Annotated in this window: 16 protein-coding genes; 8 read left to right on the top strand and 8 right to left on the bottom strand. The window is 73.4% G+C overall.

The features are described from left to right. Positions 1-568 (bottom strand): NAD(P)-dependent oxidoreductase (locus tag K7854_RS20155; protein ID WP_226027940.1); only part of this gene is annotated, 568 nt, incomplete at its 3' end. Positions 569-666: 98 nt separating this feature from the next. Between K7854_RS20155 and K7854_RS20150 the strand changes: the two genes are divergently transcribed. The 5 genes from K7854_RS20150 (at position 667) to egtD (ending at position 5,909) form a co-directional block, all read left to right on the top strand. Continuing rightward, positions 667-1,131: a type II toxin-antitoxin system PemK/MazF family toxin gene (locus K7854_RS20150; protein ID WP_226027939.1), complete on the top strand. Its 465-nt coding sequence runs from the start codon at positions 667-669 to the stop codon at positions 1,129-1,131. Positions 1,132-1,508: 377 nt separating this feature from the next. Continuing rightward, on the top strand, positions 1,509-2,807 hold the full coding sequence (gene egtA / locus K7854_RS20145) for an ergothioneine biosynthesis glutamate--cysteine ligase EgtA (RefSeq protein WP_226027938.1): 1,299 nt from the start codon (positions 1,509-1,511) through the stop codon (positions 2,805-2,807). Then, a complete protein-coding gene (gene egtB / locus K7854_RS20140; protein WP_226027937.1) occupies positions 2,807-4,141 on the top strand; it encodes an ergothioneine biosynthesis protein EgtB in 1,335 nt (444 codons plus the stop codon). The genes egtA and egtB overlap by 1 nt, the downstream gene beginning before the upstream one ends. Next, positions 4,141-4,941, top strand: a complete 801-nt coding sequence (gene egtC / locus K7854_RS20135) for an ergothioneine biosynthesis protein EgtC (protein ID WP_226027936.1) — start codon at positions 4,141-4,143, stop codon at positions 4,939-4,941. Before egtB ends, egtC begins: the two co-directional genes overlap by 1 nt. Continuing rightward, entirely contained in the window at positions 4,938-5,909 is a 972-nt protein-coding gene (egtD, locus tag K7854_RS20130; protein WP_226027935.1) for an L-histidine N(alpha)-methyltransferase, read from the top strand. The genes egtC and egtD overlap by 4 nt, the downstream gene beginning before the upstream one ends. A gap of 78 nt (positions 5,910-5,987) precedes the next feature. Here egtD and K7854_RS20125 read toward each other — a convergent pair whose 3' ends face one another. Next, positions 5,988-7,256 carry an extracellular solute-binding protein gene (locus tag K7854_RS20125; RefSeq protein ID WP_226027934.1) on the bottom strand — a complete coding sequence of 423 codons (1,269 nt, stop codon included), beginning with the start codon at positions 7,254-7,256 and terminating at the stop codon, positions 5,988-5,990. A gap of 260 nt (positions 7,257-7,516) precedes the next feature. On the opposite strand from K7854_RS20125, the gene K7854_RS20120 reads away from it, so the two are divergent. Further along, on the top strand, positions 7,517-7,732 hold the full coding sequence (locus K7854_RS20120; RefSeq protein ID WP_226027933.1) for a dodecin: 216 nt from the start codon (positions 7,517-7,519) through the stop codon (positions 7,730-7,732). Positions 7,733-7,792: 60 nt separating this feature from the next. Here the strand turns inward: K7854_RS20120 and K7854_RS20115 are convergent, their stop codons facing one another. Continuing rightward, on the bottom strand, positions 7,793-8,284 hold the full coding sequence (locus K7854_RS20115) for a phosphatase domain-containing protein (RefSeq protein WP_226027932.1): 492 nt from the start codon (positions 8,282-8,284) through the stop codon (positions 7,793-7,795). A gap of 72 nt (positions 8,285-8,356) precedes the next feature. On the opposite strand from K7854_RS20115, the gene K7854_RS20110 reads away from it, so the two are divergent. Both K7854_RS20110 and K7854_RS20105 read left to right on the top strand, forming a co-directional pair. Further along, positions 8,357-9,376 carry an LLM class flavin-dependent oxidoreductase gene (locus K7854_RS20110; RefSeq protein ID WP_226027931.1) on the top strand — a complete coding sequence of 340 codons (1,020 nt, stop codon included), beginning with the start codon at positions 8,357-8,359 and terminating at the stop codon, positions 9,374-9,376. Positions 9,377-9,418: 42 nt separating this feature from the next. After that, positions 9,419-11,764 (top strand): ATP-binding cassette domain-containing protein, encoded by a 2,346-nt coding sequence (locus K7854_RS20105; RefSeq protein WP_226027930.1) that lies wholly within the window; start codon positions 9,419-9,421, stop codon positions 11,762-11,764. Between the two features lie 45 nt (positions 11,765-11,809). On the opposite strand, the gene K7854_RS20100 is transcribed toward K7854_RS20105, so the two are convergent. The 5 genes from K7854_RS20100 to K7854_RS20080 form a co-directional block, all read right to left on the bottom strand. Continuing rightward, positions 11,810-12,751, bottom strand: a complete 942-nt coding sequence (locus K7854_RS20100; protein ID WP_226027929.1) for a PRC and DUF2382 domain-containing protein — start codon at positions 12,749-12,751, stop codon at positions 11,810-11,812. A 72-nt stretch (positions 12,752-12,823) separates the two neighbouring features. Continuing rightward, positions 12,824-13,651, bottom strand: coding sequence for a lysophospholipid acyltransferase family protein (locus K7854_RS20095; protein ID WP_226027928.1), 828 nt, complete (start codon positions 13,649-13,651; stop codon positions 12,824-12,826). Further along, positions 13,651-14,421, bottom strand: a complete 771-nt coding sequence (locus tag K7854_RS20090) for a GNAT family N-acetyltransferase (RefSeq protein WP_226027927.1) — start codon at positions 14,419-14,421, stop codon at positions 13,651-13,653. Before K7854_RS20090 ends, K7854_RS20095 begins: the two co-directional genes overlap by 1 nt. Before the next feature lie 210 nt (positions 14,422-14,631). Next, a complete protein-coding gene (locus tag K7854_RS20085; protein ID WP_226027926.1) occupies positions 14,632-15,381 on the bottom strand; it encodes a succinate dehydrogenase/fumarate reductase iron-sulfur subunit in 750 nt (249 codons plus the stop codon). Next, positions 15,378-17,327 carry a fumarate reductase/succinate dehydrogenase flavoprotein subunit gene (locus K7854_RS20080; RefSeq protein ID WP_226027925.1) on the bottom strand — a complete coding sequence of 650 codons (1,950 nt, stop codon included), beginning with the start codon at positions 17,325-17,327 and terminating at the stop codon, positions 15,378-15,380. The genes K7854_RS20085 and K7854_RS20080 overlap by 4 nt, the downstream gene beginning before the upstream one ends.

Genomic DNA, 17,327 nt, shown 5'->3' with positions numbered 1-17,327 from the left:
CGCCGACCGCGTTGGTGGCGGCCAGGACCCAGCTGTTGGCCACCAGCTTCAGCCGGGTCGCGCTGCCGGCCGCGCCGTCCTGCCCGGTCCACACGGTGCGCGAGCCCACGGCGTCGAACACGGGCGCGACGGTGTCCCGCGCCTCGGCGGGACCGGCCGCCAGCACCAGCAGCTGACCGGCCTCGGCGGGCTGCCTGGTGCCGAGGACGGGGGCGTCGAAGAAGACGAGGCGGTGCTCGCCGGCGAAGGCGGCCAGGTCGGCGACCGCGTCGACGCCCGCGGTGGTGGACTGCGCCCACACGGCGCCGGGACGCAGACCGGGCGCCGCCCGGCGCATGACGTCGAGGGCGGCCGGGCCGTCGTACAGCATGGTGAGGACGACGTCGGCGTCGCGTACCGCCTCCTCCGGGCTGTCCGCGACGTGCGCGCCGTCGGCGGCCAGCGGCTCGGCCTTGTCCCGGCTGCGGTTCCAGACGCGCACGGTGTGTCCGGCGCGGGCGATGTTGCGGGCCATCGCGGCACCCATGATGCCGGTGCCCAGGACGCTCACGGTGAGCTGGTCGGTCATGACGTCGCCTTCTGACTCGTACGGTCGTGCCGGGGCCAGCCTGCCACCGGACGCGGGTCCCCGCGCGTCCGCGTGGCCCCGTCCCGTACGGTACGGCCGTGAGCACCTTCACCCACGACACCGACAGCAACGGCGAGGGAGTCCCCGGCCGTTACGGCCCCTTCGCCACCACCGAGGCCGACCCGCGGGAGGTGGGCCGGGTGCGGACCGAGTACTCCCCCGCGCACGACGGCGACCCCGATCCCGGCGAGATCGTCTGGACCTGGGTGCCCTACGAGGAGGCGGACGGCCGGGGCAAGGACCGGCCCGTGCTCGTGGTGGCCCGGGAGGCGGCCGGGACCGTGCTCGCGGTGCAGCTGTCCAGCAAGCGGCATGACGGCGACCGGGAGTGGGTGCCGATCGGCAGCGGGCCCTGGGACCGCTCGGGGCGTGACTCCTGGGTCGACGTGGACCGGGTGCTGCGGCTGCACGACGCCGGGATGCGCCGCGAGGCGTGCGCCCTGGACCGGATGCGCTTCGGCCTGGTGCGGCAGCGGCTGCGGGAGCGCTACGGCTGGAGCTGACCGGGGCGCCCGGCGCCCTCCGGGAAGGCGCGCTCGAAGGCCGCCCGGACGGCGGCGCCCGGGCTGTGCGATGCCCCGCAGGCGCGCGCTCACGGCGTCACCCCCGTGGACGCCGTGACCGCGCGCGGTGCGCTCTCCCCGTCGTGCTCATGCGGGAATCCTGGGTGATGCTGGGATGCGGTGCAACGGAGTTTCCCGACCGGCGAACGATGCGGAAAGCCCCTGCAAACAGGCGGATCGCGGAGATTACCGAGCGGGAACGTCCCGAAATGCATCCTTGTGCGGAGCGGCACGAGGGTCTTGGGTGGGACGAGTGTGCCGGCCCGGCCCACCACAGAAGGGCCGGCGACATGGTGGAATCTCAGGAGGATCCCGACATGTCCGATTCGGTTGGTGGCTGTATCCGGCCGCGTACCGCCGTCAGTGAGGCCGAGGTCGAGGCGCTGGTCCACGGCATCTGCTTCAAGACCGGTCCGCCCAGGCTCCTCGGCGTCGAGGTGGAATGGCTCGTCCACGAGCTGCGCGCGCCGCGGCTCCCCGTGTCACCCGAACGGCTCCGGGCGGTGTACACCGCGCTGCGGGCCGTGCCCCTGAGGTCGGCGCTGACCGTCGAGCCCGGCGGCCAGCTGGAGCTGAGTTCGCTCCCCGCCGCCTCGCTCATGGAGTGCGTCCGCTCCGTCTCCGCCGACCTCGACGCCGTCCGCGCCGTACTGCGCGAGGACGGCCTCGCCCTGGTCGGCCTCGGCCACGACCCCTGGCAGGCGCCGCGCCGCTACCTGCGGCAGCCGCGCTACGACGCCATGGAGTCCTGTCTCGACCGCACCGGCCCCGGTGGCCGCTTCATGATGTGTGCCTCCGCCTCCGTGCAGGTGTGCGTGGACGCGGGGCACGAGGAGCCGGGGCCGATGGGTCACGTACGCCGGTGGTGGCTGGCCCACCACTTGGGCGCCGTGCTGCTGGCCGCGTTCGCCAACTCCCCGCTGTCCGGCGGCCGGCCCACCGGCTGGCGGTCCACCCGGCAACTGCGGTGGACGCAGATCGGCGCCGGCCGGGCGGGCGGTCCCCCGCTCGACGGCGACCCGCGCGGCGCCTGGTCCCGGCACGTGCTGGACGCCCCGGTGATGTGCGTGCGCCGCGACGGCGGCCCCTGGGACGTGCCGGAGGGCCTGACCCTGCGGGAGTGGACCCGCGAGCTGGTGCCTCGGCCGCCGACCCGGGAGGACCTGGACTACCACCTCACCACGCTCTTCCCGCCGGTACGGCCGCGTGGTCATCTGGAGCTGCGCATGATCGACGCGCAGCCCGGGGACGACGGCTGGATCGTGCCGCTGGCGGTGACCGCCGCGCTGTTCGACGACCCCGAGGCCACCGAGACCGCCTACCGGGCCGTCAAGCCGCTGGCCGAGCGCACGCTCGGGCGGCCCGCGCCGCACAACCCGCTGTACGAGGACGCGGCCCGGGCCGCGCTGACCGATCCCGAACTGCGCGAGGCGGCCGTCACCTGCTTCACCGCGGCGCTCGCCGCGCTGCCCCGGCTCGGCGCGGACACCGAGGTGACGGACGCCGTCGCCGGGTACCTGGAGCGCTACGTCCGCAGGGGCCGCTGCCCCGCCGACGACCTGCTGGACATGCCGGGCGGCGCGGACCGTGGCCCGCACGGGAGGGAGACCCGCTGATGACCGACCCCACTGACGCGCCCACGACCACCACCGCCGAGGCCCTGCGGGAGCGGGCCCTGGCCACGCTGGTCACCGCCCGCGAGCGCACCACGCTGCTGACCAGCTGCGTGGAGGGCCCCGACCTGACCGCCCAGGTCTCGCCGCTGATGTCCCCGCTGGTGTGGGACCTGGCGCACATCGGCAACCAGGAGGAGCAGTGGCTGCTGCGCGCGGTCGCCGGGCAGGAGGCGATACGCCCGGAGATCGACAGCCTCTACGACGCCTTCGAGCATCCCCGCTCCGAGCGGCCGAGCCTGCCGCTGCTGTCGCCCGCCGAGGCCCGCCGGTACGCGGCGGACGTGCGCGGGCGGGCCCTGGACGTGCTGGAGCGCACCGCGTTCGACGGGACGCGGCTGACGGAGGCGGGCTTCGCCTTCGGGATGATCGCCCAGCACGAGCAGCAGCACGACGAGACCATGCTGATCACGCACCAGTTGCGCAAGGGGCCGCAGGCCCTGACCGCGCCCGACCCGGAGCCGGCACCGCTGTTCACCGGACCGGCCGAAGTCCTGGTGCCGGGCGGCCCGTTCACCATGGGCACCTCGACCGAGCCGTGGGCGCTGGACAACGAACGCCCCGCCCACCGGCGCGAGGTGGCGCCGTTCTTCATCGACACCGTCCCGGTGACCAACGGCGCCTACCGGGCGTTCATCGAGGACGGCGGCTACCACGATCCGCGCTGGTGGACCCCCGAGGGCTGGGACCACATCCGCCGGCACACCATCACCGCCCCGCTGTTCTGGCGCCGGGACGGCGGGCAGTGGCTGCGCCGCCGCTTCGGGGTGACCGAGGCGGTGCCGGCCGACGAGCCGGTGCTGCACGTGTGCTGGTACGAGGCCGACGCGTACGCCCGCTGGGCCGGGCGACGGCTGCCCACCGAGGCCGAGTGGGAGAAGGCCGCCCGGTACGACCCGGCCGGGGACCGCGCGATGCGCTACCCGTGGGGCGACGCCGACCCGGGCCCGGAGCACGCCAACCTCGGCCAGCGGCACCTGCGTCCGGCGCCCGCGGGCAGCTACCCGGCCGGTGAGTCCCCGCTCGGCGTACGGCAGCTGATCGGCGACGTGTGGGAGTGGACGTCGAGCGACTTCGCCCCGTACCCGGGCTTCAGGGCGTTCCCGTACAGGGAGTACTCGGAGGTCTTCTTCGGCCCCGACTACAAGGTGCTGCGCGGCGGTTCCTTCGCCGTGGACGCGGTGGCCTGCCGGGGCACGTTCCGCAACTGGGACTATCCGATCCGGCGGCAGATCTTCTCCGGGTTCCGCACGGCCCGGTCGGCGGAGGCCGCCTGATGTGCCGGCACCTGGCCTATACGGGCCCCGCGGAGCCGCTCGGGGAACTGCTGGTGACGCCGCCGCACGGCCTGTACCGGCAGTCCTGGGCGCCGCGGCACCAGCGGTACGGCACGGTGAACGCCGACGGGTTCGGCGTCGGCTGGTACGCCGAGGGGGACCCGGTGCCGGCCCGGTACCGCCGGGCCGGGCCGATCTGGGCGGACCAGTCCTTCGCCGACCTGGCCCGGGTGGTGCGCACCGGCGCCCTGCTCGCGGCGGTACGGGACGCGACGCTGGCCGGTGCCGACGCGGAGGCGGCCGCCGCGCCGTTCGCCGCGGGGACCTGGCTGTTCAGCCACAACGGTGCCGTGGCGGGCTGGCCGGGGTCGCTGGCCCCGGTGGCCGCGACGCTGCCGCCCGGGGAGCTGCTGTCGCTGGAGGCGCGCAACGACTCGGCGCTCGTGTGGGCGCTGGTCCTGGCCCGGCTGCGGGCCGGGGACGACGAGGGCCGGGCGCTGGCCGAGACGGTCCTGGAGGTCGCCGCGGCGGCCCCCGCCTCCCGGCTCAACCTGCTGCTCGCCAACGGCTCCGCCGTCACCGCCACCACCTGGGGCGACACCTTGTGGTACCTGTCCCGTCCCGGTGGCGGCACGGTCGTCGCCTCGGAGCCCTACGACGACGACCCGCGCTGGCAGGAGGTCCCCGACCGCACCCTGCTCGCGGCGAGCGGCACGGACGTGCGGCTCACCCCGCTCAAGGTCCCGGGGGAAACCGCCCCGGCAGACGCTTACGCCCCCGTGAAGGAGCCCCGCACGTGAGCCAGTTCCGTCTGACCCGGACACTGCCCGAGGACGCCACGGACGCCGCCCTGCGCGCCGACGTCCTGGCGGGCCTGACGAGCACGCCCAAGTGGCTGCCGCCGAAGTGGTTCTACGACGCGCGGGGCAGCGAGCTGTTCGAGGCGATCACCGCGCTGCCCGAGTACTACCCGACCCGGGCCGAGCGGGAGATCCTCGTCGACCGGGCCGGCGAGATCGCGGAGGCGACCGGCGCCCGCACCCTGGTCGAGCTGGGTTCCGGCTCCTCGGAGAAGACGCGGGTCCTCCTGGACGCGCTGACGGACCGGAACGGGCTACGCGGCTATGTGCCGGTGGACGTGAGCGAGAGCGCCCTCGTCCAGGCCGGGCAGGCGCTGGTCGCCGAGCGGCCCGGCCTCCAGGTGCACGCGCTGATCGCCGACTTCACGGGTGGTCTGACGCTGCCCGGGACGCCGGGACCCCGGCTGGTGGCGTTCCTCGGCGGCACCATCGGCAACCTGCTGCCGGAGGAACGCGCCGTGTTCCTGTCCTCCGTCCGCGCCCTGCTCTCCCCGGGCGACGGCTTGTTGCTGGGCACGGACCTGGTCAAGGACGAGGGGGTGCTGGTCCGCGCCTACGACGACGCGGCCGGGGTGACGGCCGCGTTCAACAAGAACGTGCTGTCCGTGGTGAACCGCGAGCTGGAGGCCGACTTCGCGCCCGCGGCCTTCGACCATGTGGCGCTCTGGAACGCCGAACGGGAGTGGATCGAGATGCGGCTGCGTTCGCGCACCGCGCAGACCGTCAAGATCCAGGCCCTCGACCTGGCCGTGGACTTCGCGGACGGGGAGGAGCTGCGCACCGAGGTGTCGGCGAAGTTCCGGCGGGAGGGGGTGCGGGCCGAGCTGGCGGCGGCCGGGCTCGACCTGACCCACTGGTGGACGGACGGCGGGGGCCGGTTCGCGCTGTCGCTGAGCGTGGCGCGCTGAGCCCCGGGCGTCGGGGCCCGGGCATCGGGCCCGGGGCATTGAGCCCGGGGCGCCGGCCCGCGGCCCACCGCCCGCCGGTCAGCGCGCGTTGGCGTCCAGCAGTGCGGTGATGCGGTCGGAGGCCTTCCGGGCCTCCGACTTCGCGTCCGCGCCGGAGAGCACCTTCGTCATGTACGCCTTGATCGGGTTGTCCGCCTCCACCGCGCCCCACCGGGGCGTACCCGGGGTCGCCCGGCCCTGTGCGGCACCGGTCGCCATGGCCTCGATCCCCTCCTCGCCGGAGACCTCCTCGGCGAGCGACTTCTTGTTCGGGACGTAGTTCATGGTGCGGGCCAGGTCGGTGTTCCACTTCTCGCCCGCGAGCGCCTCGATCACGGCGAGGGCGCCCTCCTCCTGGTCGGTGTTCTTCGGCACCACGAGGTCGGAGCCGCCGGTGAAGACGGCGCCGGGCTTGCCGGCGCTCTTGCCGGGCACCGGGAAGAAGCCGATCTTGCCCTTGAGGTCGGGGTTCTCGCGCACGATGGACTGGGCCAGGCCCGGCACCGCGACGATCTGCGCGACCTGCCCCTTGGCGAAGACCCCGGACTGCGGCGGGTGTTCCTCGTCAGCGTCGACCGGGCCGTCGCCCAGGGCCTGCAGTTCGCGGTAGAAGTCCATGCCGCGCAGGGCCGCCGCGGAGTCCAGGGCGCCGGTCCAGACGCCGCCCTCGCCGTCCTGGGTGGCCAGTTCGCCGCCCTCGTCCCAGATGAAGCCGGAGAGCGTGTACCAGTCCTGGCCGGCCAGGTAGATGCCCTGGTCGCCGTTCTTGTCGAGCTTCTCCGTGGCGTCGAGCCATTCCTCGCGGGTGCGGGGCGGCTCGTTGACGCCGGCCTGCTCGAAGAGGTCCTTGCGGTAGATGACGACGCGGTTGGCGGCGTACCAGGGGATGCCGAACTGCTGGGACATCCACTGCCCCGGCTCCGCGAGGCCCGGGAGCCAGTCGCGGATGCCCCAGTCGCGCATCGACTCCAGGGTCAGGTCCTGCAGCCTGCCGCCCTCCGCGTACTGCGGCACCTGGGTGTTGCCGACCTCGATGACGTCGGGGCCGTCCGTGCCGTCGGCCTTCAGCGCGGCCTGCACCTTGTCGCCGATGCCGGTCCACTCCTGGATGCGGATGTCCAGGTCGAGGTCGGGGTGGTCGGCCTCGAAGCCCTCGGTGAACCGCTTCAGGAAGTCCTGGGAGGCGCTGTCCTTCATCAGCCACACGGTGACGGTGTGGCGCTCGCTCCCGCCGTCCTGCGAGATCAGGCCACAGCCGCTGAGGACGGAGGCGGACACACAGACAAGGGCGAGGAGGCGACGTCTCACGAGGGGTCCTTCTGACTGACGAACAGAGGGTGGCGGGCAGGTGTGTCCTGCGCACGCGAAGGGAGACCCGACGTGGGGGACGAGCCCGAGGCTCGAACGGGTGTCTGGGATTTTGGTATGGACCATTACAAAGGTCAAGGGGCAGGGGGAGGTACCGGACGGTTTCCGCCCCGAACGGCGATGTTTCGCGCTCCGTCCCGACTTGGGGCACGGTGGAGTGACGCAGGGCACATCACTGTCCCGCGGAAGGGAGCACCCGCATGTCGAACCACACCTACCGGGTCACCGAGGTCGTGGGCACCTCGCCCGACGGCGTCGACCAGGCCGTCCGCAACGCCATCACGCGCGCCTCGCAGACCCTGCGCAAGCTGGACTGGTTCGAGGTGACCCAGGTGCGCGGCCAGATCGAGGACGGGCAGGTCGCGCACTGGCAGGTCGGCCTCAAGCTCGGCTTCCGCCTGGAGGAGTCCGGCTGACACCCCTGGAGCACCCTGCCGACGAGCGCCCCTGGAGCGTCCTGCGGACGGGCGCGTCCCTCAGGTGCGGCCCTCGCGCTCCTGCGCCGCGCGCAGCTCGGCCGACCGGGCCGCCCAGCCCGCCCTGAGCACCGGGAATCCGGCCCGTTCGGCGTCGTCGCAGACCAACTCGTCGTCGTCCACCAGGACCCGGACCTCACGGGTCCGCGCGAGGCGCCGCAGGATCTCCAGCTTGGTGCGCCGGGCGGGCCTGCGGTCGGCGTTGCCGCGCATGTGCACGGTCCCGTCCGGCAGGCCGTGCGCGGCCAGCCAGTCGAGCGTGTCGCGCCGGCAGCGCTCGGGCCGCCCGGTCAGGTAGACGATCTCGCACTCCTTCGCGCTCTCCCGGACCAGCGCGATGCCCTCCGCGAGCGGCGGATCGTGCGGCGCGGCGGCGAAGAAGGCGTCCCAGTCGCGGGGCCTGCGCTCCAGGAACCGCTGCCGGTGCGCGGTGTCGGCGAGGGTGTTGTCCAGGTCGAACACGGCCACCGGGGGCCTGCTGCTGTCGCTCACCCGCCCACCCTAGAGCGCGCCGCCGCGCAAGGGGGCCGGGAATCTGTGCGGCGTGCGGGCGTTGAACACCGTGTGACCTCCGTACTCGCCACCACCCGCTTCTCCGTCCTCGACCGCTCCCGCATCCGGGCGGGCCGCAGCGCCGGGGAGGCGCTGCGCGACACCCTCGGCCTGGCCCGGGAGGCGGAGCGGCTCGGCTACCACCGGTTCTGGGTGGCGGAGCACCACGGTGTGCCCGGGGTGGCCGGCTCGGCGCCGACCGTGCTGGCGGCCGCCGTCGCCGGGGCCACGAGCCGGATCCGCGTCGGCACCGGGGGCGTGATGCTGCCCAACCACCGGCCGCTGGTCGTCGCCGAGCAGTTCGGCGTGCTGGAGTCGCTCTTCCCCGGCCGGATCGACATGGGGCTCGGCCGCTCGGTGGGCTTCACCGACGGGGTCCGCAAGGCTCTGGGCCGGGAGAAGGACGACGCCGAGGACTTCGACGCGCAACTGGCCGAGCTGCTCGGCTGGTTCCGGGGCACCTCGCCCACGGGCGTGCACGCCCGCCCCGCGGAGGGCCTGACCGTGCCGCCGTTCGTGCTGGCCATGGGCGAGGGCGCGGCCGTCGCCGCCCGTGCGGGACTGCCGATGGTCATCGGGGACCTGCGCGACCGGGACCGGATGCGCCGCGGCATCGACCGCTACCGCGCCGGGTTCCGCCCCTCCGAGTGGAGCCGGGAGCCGTACGTCGTCGTCTCCGGCACCGTCGCGGTGGCCGCCACGCCCGCGGCGGCCCGGCGGCTCCTGGTCCCGGAGGCGTGGTCCATGGCGCACGCCCGCACCCGCGGCTCCTTCCCGCCGCTGCCGCCGGCCGAGGAGGTGGAGGCGCGCACGATGACGGCCAAGGAACGCGACCTGTACGAGGCCGGTCTCGCGGGCCACGTCGCCGGTACGGAGGAGCAGGTCGCCGACGAGCTGGAGAGGCTGGTGAAGGAGACCGGCGCGCAGGAGGTGCTCGTCACCACCAGCACCTACGACCGCGAGGCCCTGCTCGACTCCTACCGGCGGCTCGCCCGTGTCACCGGTACGGGGACCTTCGGCGCCCCGGCGTAGAATCGCGGGGTTTGTCCCGCCCACCGTACGGAGCCCTCCGCGATGCACAGCCCCCACGACCCGTACGTCCGGGTGCGCGACGCCCGCGAGCACAATCTGAAGGGCGTGGACGTGGACGTCCCCCGGGACGTGGTGGCGGTGTTCACCGGCGTCTCCGGATCGGGGAAGTCGTCGCTGGCGTTCGGGACGGTGTACGCGGAGGCGCAGCGGCGCTACTTCGAGTCGGTCGCGCCGTACGCCCGGCGGCTGATCCACCAGGTCGGCGCCCCCAAGGTGGGCGAGATCAGCGGGCTGCCGCCCGCCGTGTCGCTCCAGCAGCGGCGGGCGACCCCGACGTCCCGCTCCTCGGTGGGGACGGTCACCAACCTCTCCAACTCCCTGCGGATGCTCTTCTCCCGGGCCGGCGACTACCCGCCGGGTGCCGAGCGGCTGGACTCCGACGCCTTCTCGCCGAACACCGCGGCCGGGGCCTGCCCCCGGTGCCACGGGCTCGGCCGGGTGCACCACACCACCGAGGAACTGCTGGTCCCCGACCCCTCGCTGTCGATCCGGGACGGGGCGATCGCCGCGTGGCCGGGCGCCTGGCAGGGCAAGAACCTGCGGGACGTCCTCGACGCCCTCGGACACGACGTGGACCGGCCCTGGCGCGAGCTGCCCGCCGAGGCGCGGGAGTGGATCCTGTTCACCGACGAGCAGCCGGTGGTCACGGTGCACCCGGTGCGGGAGGCGGGCCGCATCCAGCGGCCGTACCAGGGCACGTACATGAGCGCCCGGCGGTATGTGATGAAGACCTTCGCGGACTCCAAGAGCGCCACCCTGCGGGCGAAGGCGGAGCGGTTCCTGACCAGCGCGCCCTGCCCGGTGTGCGGCGGCGCCCGGCTGCGGGCCGAGTCGCTCGCGGTCACCGTCGGCGGCCGCACCGTCGCCGAGCTGGCCGCCCTGCCGCTCACCGAGCTGGCCGCGCTGCTGCCGACCGAGGGCGAGACGGCCAGGGTGCTGACCGAGGACCTCACCTCCCGGATCGCACCCGTGGTCGAGCTGGGGCTCGGCTATCTGAGCCTCGACCGTCCCACGCCCACCCTGTCCGCGGGCGAGCTGCAGCGGCTGCGGCTCGCCACCCAGCTGCGCTCCGGGCTGTTCGGTGTCGTGTACGTCCTCGACGAGCCCTCGGCGGGTCTGCACCCGGCGGACACCGAGGCGCTCCTGACGGTCCTCGAACGGCTGAAGGCGGGCGGGAACTCGGTGTTCGTGGTCGAGCACCACCTGGGCGTGATGCGCGGCGCCGACTGGATCGTGGACGTCGGTCCGCTGGCCGGCGAGCACGGCGGGCGGGTGCTGTACAGCGGCCCGGTCGACGGACTGGCCCGCGTCGCGGAGTCGGCCACCGCCCGTCACCTCTTCGACCGCTCCCCCGCACCCGTCCGCGAGGTGCGCGTCCCGCGCGGCACGGTGACGGTGGGCCCGGTGACCCGGCACAACCTGCACGGGGTGACCGCGCAGTTCCCGCTCGGTGTGCTCACCGCGGTGACCGGCGTGTCCGGCTCCGGCAAGTCGACCCTGGTCGGCGAGATCACCGAGGAGCTGGCGGGGGTGGACCGGCTGGTCTCCGTGGACCAGCGGCCGATCGGCCGCACCCCGCGCTCCAACCTGGCCACGTACACGGGCCTGTTCGACGTGGTGCGCAAGGTCTTCGCGGCCACCGACCAGGCCAAGGAGCGCGGTTACGGCGTGGGCCGGTTCTCCTTCAACGTGCCGGGCGGGCGCTGCGAGACCTGCCAGGGCGAGGGCTTCGTCGGCGTCGAGCTGCTGTTCCTGCCCAGCACCTACGCGCCGTGCCCGGACTGCGGCGGGGCGCGCTACAACCCCCAGACGCTCGAAGTGGCGTACCGGGGACGGAACATCGCCGAGGTGCTGGACCTGACGGTGGAGGGGGCGGCGGAGTTCTTCGCGGACGCCCCGGCGGCGGCCCGCAGCCTGGCGGCGCTCCTGGACGTCGGTCTGGGGTACCTGCGCCTCGGCCAGCCCGCGACCGAGCTGTCCGGCGGGGAGGCGCAGCGGATCAAGCTGGCGAGCGAGCTGCAGCGGGGGCGGCGCGGGCACACCCTGTACCTGCTCGACGAGCCGACGACCGGTCTGCACCCGGCGGACGTCGAAGTGTTGATGCGCCAGTTGCACGGCCTGGTCGACGCCGGGCACACGGTGGTCGTGGTCGAGCACGACATGAGTGTGGTCGCGGGGGCCGATCATGTGATCGACCTGGGGCCGGGCGGCGGTGACGCGGGCGGCCGGATCGTCGCCGCGGGGACGCCCGTCGAGGTGGCGCGCGCCCCGGGCAGCGCCACCGCGCCCTATCTGGCCCGGGCCCTGGACGGCGGGGAGCGCCGGTGAAGTCCGTTCACCGGCGCACGGTCCGTACTGACGACCGGGTGACGGTCACTCGCGGCCCCGCCGCTTGCCGCCCCGGCCGGTCTCGTCCTCCGTGAAGGTCTCGGTCTCGGCCTCGATGCGCTCCTTGCGGACCTGGCCGCGCACCGTCTCGTTCTCCGTGATCTCCTCCGTGGTCATGCGGACCCGCTCCACGGGCACCGTCTCCGTCCTCACCACGGGGCGTTCCGCGTGCAGCGTGACCTCGTGCTCGGCCTCGCTGATCTCCGGCCCGGCCAGGGCCTCGTCACGGTTGGCGTCCGTGATGGGCTCGCGCACCACGCGCACTTCCTCGTGGGTCACCGGAACGGTCTGCTGGGTCTCTTCCGTGACCACGTACTTGTGCAGCCTGGCCCGGCCCGACTCGTGCCGTTCGACGCCGACGTGCAACTGCTCCTCGGAGCGGGTCATGGCCTCGTCCCCGCGCATGGCCTCGCGGTCCATGGCGTCCTGGCGACCGGTCATGCCGCCGGTACCGGCCGTACCGCGCATGTCCTTGCCGCCGGTCTCGCCGGTGCGGCCGGCCATGCCCGCCGCACCCGCCGCTCCGGCGGCTCCGGCCGCGCCCGCCGTGCCCGGTCCCGCGGCGAAGCGGCCGTCGTCGGTGCGTTCGGCCTCAGACAGCACGCTGTCCCAGTTGATGCCGTAGTAGTCGTAGAGCCGGTGCTCCTCGGACTCCGACAGATGGCCGCCCGCGTCGACGTCGACCGAGGGCGCGCCCTTGACCTGCTCCTTGCCGTAGGGAACCTCGAGGTGGTCCTGCACCAGTGCGGCGTCGCGGATGGGCACGAAGGACTCGGTGGAGCCGAACATGCCCGTCTTGACGCTCACCCACTCGGGGCGCCCGGTCATGTCGTCGAAGAAGACATGCTTCGCGTCGCCGATCTTGTTGCCGTCCCCGTCGTAGACCGGCTGGTCCAGGACGTTGGCGATCTCTTCACGGGTGATCATCTGCCATCACCCTCCTTTCGGGTGCCTGCCTTCCGGTTGTCCGCATCCAGCGGTAAGGAAACGGCACAAACCTCACAAAGCACACATACTTTTCGAAGGTGCTTTCCCCGGGTCACCGTGGACCGCGTCCTCGGTGACCCGGGCCAGCGAACGACGGTCACGGTGGCGGCCGGGCGGTACCACCGGTCGCACCGACACCTCGGCGGTCAGGCCGCGCGCCGACGCCACCCGCCACAGGGAGGCGAGCAGCGTGTCCGCGCCGACGAACGCCGGCGTCGTGCTCACCGCCCGCTCCCCGGCCCGGTAGTGGATCCGGACCGGCTGCACCGGCACCCCGGCGTCCAGGGCGGCCTGGAACACCGCCCGGCGGAAGGTCCCGTGGGCCCGCCCGCACCAGGTGCTGCCCTCGGGGAAGGCGGCCACCGCGGCACCCGCGCGCAGCGCCCGCGCGATCGTGTCGACGGTGCCCGGCAGGGCCCGCGGCCGGTCCCGTTCGATGAACAGCACCCCGGCGCGCGCCGTCGGGCCGCCCGCCACCGGCCAGCCCCTGATCTCGCTCTTGGCCAGCATCCTGGCGGGACGCACGGCGGCCAGCAGCGGGATGTCGAGCCAGGAGACGTGGTTGGCGACCAGGAGCAGCCCGCCCCCGGGGACGGCGGCGCCGGTGACCCGGACCCGGACCCCCGCGGCCCGCACCACCCACCGGCACCAGCGCCGCACCAGGGCCGCCGGCAGCCTGCGCCTGAGCACGGACGGCGCCAGCACGACGGCGATCCCGGCGAGGAGCAGCACGGCGACCGCGGTGAGCCGCAGCACGGCCCGCGGGACGGCCGCCGCGGCTCCGGACGGCTCCACGCAGGCGGCGGGGGTGCAGGGCGCGAACGGCAGCCAGCCGCTCATCAGGCCGGGGCCAGCGAGAGGAAGTGCCGCAGGTAGCGCGGGTCGACCCGGCTCATCGGCAGCAGCACGTACAGGTCCGCCACGCCGAAGTCCACGTCGTGCGCGGGCTCCCCGCAGACCCAGGCACCGAGCCGGAGGTAGCCGCGCAGCAGCGCCGGCAGCTCGGTGCGGGCGGCGGGCGCCGCCGGGCGCGGCAGCCACGGCAGCAGCGGCCGGACCCGGTACTCCTCGGGCGCCAGGTGCCTGGTCCGCACCCGGTCCCAGGCGCCGGCGGCGAGCGCCCCGCCGTCGGCGAGCGGGAGGGAGCAGCAGCCCGCCAGCCAGGCGTGGCCGCGGTCGGTCATGTAGCGGGCTATGCCGGCCCAGACGAGCCCGATGACGGCGCCGTCGCGGTGGTCGGGATGCACACAGGACCGGCCTACCTCGACCAGGGAGGGGCGGATCGCCTCCAGCGCGGCCAGGTCGAACTCGCTCTCCGCGTAAAGCCGTCCGGCGACCGCGGCGCGCTCCGGCGGCAGCAGCCGGTAGGTCCCGACGACCTGCCCGGTCGTCTCCTCGCGCACCAGCAGGTGGTCGCAGTACGCGTCGAAGGGGTCGATGTCGTACCCGGGTTGCGGGCTTTCCAGCAGCGCGCCCATCTCCCCGGCGAAGACGTCGTGCCGCAGCCGCTGCGCGGCCCGCACGTCGTCCTCGTCACGGGCGAGGGCGACGGTGTAGCGGCGGTCGGCGGCGGGCTTCGGGGGGCGGTCAGCGGTCAGTACGCCGGTCATGGGTGCTCTCCTGGTCATGAGAACGCAGGGACGTTTCCGCCCCAGTTCTTCCGACGCCGGCTGTACTGCGCATGACGACTGCCGGGAGCGCGGATGTGCGCTTCCTGAATGCCGGGCTCCCGGACACCGGCCCGCTCAAGCGAAACGGGGCCGGGAGGAGCACCTCTCCCGGCCCCGTCCGTCCGCACCTGTCGGCGAACGTCGTGGGGGCTACTTCTTGGCCACCTTGCGCGTGGCCCGCAGCCATTCCTTGTTCATGCTGGTGATGGAGACCAGCGGGATGCCCTTCGGGCAGGCGGTCGCGCACTCGCCGGTGAGCGTGCAGCCGCCGAACCCCTCCGCGTCCATCTGGCCGACCATGTCCAGCACCCGCGTCTCCCGCTCGGGCGCGCCCTGCGGCAGCACGTTCAGATGGTTCACCTTCGCGGACGTGAACAGCATCGCCGCACCGTTCGGGCAGGCCGCCACGCACGCGCCGCAGCCGATGCACTCGGCGTGCTCGAAGGCGAGGTCGGCGTCCGGCTTCGGTACCGGCGTGGCGTGTGCCTCGGGGGCGGCCCCGGTGGGCGCGGTGATGTAGCCGCCGGCCTGGATGATCCGGTCGAAGGCCGAGCGGTCGACGACCAGGTCCTTGACGACCGGGAAGGCGGCGGCGCGCCACGGCTCGATGTCGATGGTGTCGCCGTCCTTGAAGGACCGCATGTGCAGCTGGCAGGTGGTGGTGCGCTCGGGCCCGTGGGCGTCGCCGTTGATGACCAGCGAGCAGGCGCCGCAGATGCCCTCGCGGCAGTCGTGGTCGAAGGCGACCGGGTCCTCGCCCTTGAGGATGAGTTCCTCGTTGAGGGTGTCGAGCATCTCCAGGAAGGACATGTCGCTGGAGATTCCGTCCACCTCGTACGTGGACATGGCGCCGTCGGCGTCGGCGTTCTTCTGCCGCCAGACGCGCAGGGTGAGCTTCATGCGTAGCTCCGCTGGGTGGGGTGGACGTACTCGAAGACCAGGTCTTCCTTGTGCAGGGCGGGGGCCTCGCCGGTGCCGGTGAACTCCCAGGCGGCGGCGTAAGCGAACTCGTCGTCCTTGCGCGCGGCCTCGCCGTCCGGGGTCTGGGACTCCTCGCGGAAGTGGCCGCCGCAGGACTCGGAGCGGTGCAGCGCGTCGAGGCACATCAGCTCGGCCAGCTCCAGGTAGTCGACGATGCGGTTGGCCTTCTCCAGCGACTGGTTGAACTCCTCGCCGGTGCCGGGGACCTTGATGCGCCGCCAGAACTCCTCGCGGATCTGCGGGATGCGCTCCAGCGCCTTGCGCAGTCCGGAGTCGGTGCGGGCCATGCCGCAGAACTCCCACATCAGCTCGCCCAGTTCCCGGTGGAAGGAGTCCGGTGTGCGGTCGCCGTCGACGGACAGCAGCAGGTTCAGCCGGTCCTCGGTCTCGGCCAGCACCTCCTGCACCACGGGGTGGTCGTCGTCCACGTCGTCCTGGCGGGGGTTGCGGGCGAGGTAGTCGTTGATGGTGGCCGGCAGCACGAAGTAGCCGTCGGCCAGGCCCTGCATCAGCGCGGAGGCGCCGAGCCGGTTGGCGCCGTGGTCGGAGAAGTTGGCCTCGCCGATCGCGAACAGGCCGGGCACGGTGGTCTGGAGGTCGTAGTCGACCCACAGGCCGCCCATCGTGTAGTGCACGGCGGGGTAGATCCGCATCGGTACCCGGTACGGGTCCTCGTCGGTGATCCGCTGGTACATGTCGAAGAGGTTGCCGTACTTGGCCTCGACCGCCTTGCGCCCCATGCGCTTGATGGCGTCGGCGAAGTCCAGGTAGACGCCCTGGCCGCCGGGGCCCACTCCCCTGCCCTCGTCGCAGACGTTCTTCGCGGCGCGGGAGGCGATGTCGCGGGGGACGAGGTTGCCGAAGGACGGGTAGATGCGCTCCAGGTAGTAGTCGCGCTCGTCCTCGGGGATCTTGTTGGGCGGCCGGTCGTCGCCCTTGGCCTTCGGCACCCAGATCCGGCCGTCGTTGCGCAGCGACTCGCTCATCAGCGTCAGCTTGGACTGGTGGTCGCCGGTGCGCGGGATGCAGGTGGGGTGGATCTGCGTGAAGCAGGGGTTGGCGAAGTAGGCGCCGCGCCGGTGCGCCCGCCACACGGCGGTCGCGTTGGAGTTCATGGCGTTGGTGGAGAGGTAGAAGACGTTGCCGTAGCCGCCGCTGGCCAGGACGACGGCGTCCGCGTAGTAGGTGTCGATCTTCCCGGTGATCAGGTCGCGGGCGACGATGCCGCGGGCCCGGCCGTCCACGACGATCAGGTCCAGCATCTCGGTGCGCGCGTGCATCTCGATGTTGCCGGCCGCGATCTGCCGGCTGAGCGCCTGGTAGGCGCCGAGCAGCAGCTGCTGGCCGGTCTGGCCGCGGGCGTAGAAGGTGCGGGAGACCTGGACGCCGCCGAAGGAGCGGGTGTCGAGCAGTCCGCCGTACTCGCGGGCGAAGGGCACGCCCTGGGCCACGCACTGGTCGATGATCTCGACGGAGATCTGCGCGAGCCGGTGCACGTTGGACTCGCGGGAGCGGAAGTCGCCGCCCTTGACGGTGTCGTAGAACAGGCGGTGGATCGAGTCGCCGTCGTTGCGGTAGTTCTTGGCGGCGTTGATGCCGCCCTGCGCGGCGATGGAGTGGGCCCGGCGCGGGGAGTCCTGGTAGCAGAACTGGACGACGTGGTAGCCCTGTTCGGCGAGGGTGGCACCGGCGGAGCCGCCCGCGAGGCCGGTGCCGACGACGATGACGGTCTTGCCGCGCCGGTTGGCGGGGTTGACCAGCTTCGCCTCGAAACGGCGGGTGTCCCAGCGCTCGTTGACGGGTCCGGCGGGGGCCTTGGTGTCGGCGACCGGCTCGCCGGTCGTGTAGTCGGCGTAGGTTGTCAT

The sequence above is a fragment of the Streptomyces hyderabadensis genome (genome assembly GCF_020404845.1).
Lineage (GTDB): Bacteria > Actinomycetota > Actinomycetes > Streptomycetales > Streptomycetaceae > Streptomyces > Streptomyces hyderabadensis.
This window is presented reverse-complemented; position numbering and strand designations above follow the sequence as displayed.

What these genes read in the sequence shown, in the direction of transcription:
- K7854_RS20105 (WP_226027930.1), top strand. Translation starts at nt 9,419, where the DNA reads ATGCACAGCCCCCACGACCCGTACGTCCGGGTGCGCGACGCCCGCGAG.
- K7854_RS20095 (WP_226027928.1), bottom strand. Translation starts at nt 13,651, where the DNA reads ATGAGCGGCTGGCTGCCGTTCGCGCCCTGCACCCCCGCCGCCTGCGTG.
- K7854_RS20120 (WP_226027933.1), top strand. Translation starts at nt 7,517, where the DNA reads ATGTCGAACCACACCTACCGGGTCACCGAGGTCGTGGGCACCTCGCCC.
- K7854_RS20100 (WP_226027929.1), bottom strand. Translation starts at nt 12,751, where the DNA reads ATGATCACCCGTGAAGAGATCGCCAACGTCCTGGACCAGCCGGTCTAC.
- egtB (WP_226027937.1), top strand. Translation starts at nt 2,807, where the DNA reads ATGACCGACCCCACTGACGCGCCCACGACCACCACCGCCGAGGCCCTG.
- K7854_RS20090 (WP_226027927.1), bottom strand. Translation starts at nt 14,421, where the DNA reads ATGACCGGCGTACTGACCGCTGACCGCCCCCCGAAGCCCGCCGCCGAC.
- K7854_RS20080 (WP_226027925.1), bottom strand. Translation starts at nt 17,327, where the DNA reads ATGACAACCTACGCCGACTACACGACCGGCGAGCCGGTCGCCGACACC.
- K7854_RS20085 (WP_226027926.1), bottom strand. Translation starts at nt 15,381, where the DNA reads ATGAAGCTCACCCTGCGCGTCTGGCGGCAGAAGAACGCCGACGCCGAC.
- egtC (WP_226027936.1), top strand. Translation starts at nt 4,141, where the DNA reads ATGTGCCGGCACCTGGCCTATACGGGCCCCGCGGAGCCGCTCGGGGAA.
- egtA (WP_226027938.1), top strand. Translation starts at nt 1,509, where the DNA reads ATGTCCGATTCGGTTGGTGGCTGTATCCGGCCGCGTACCGCCGTCAGT.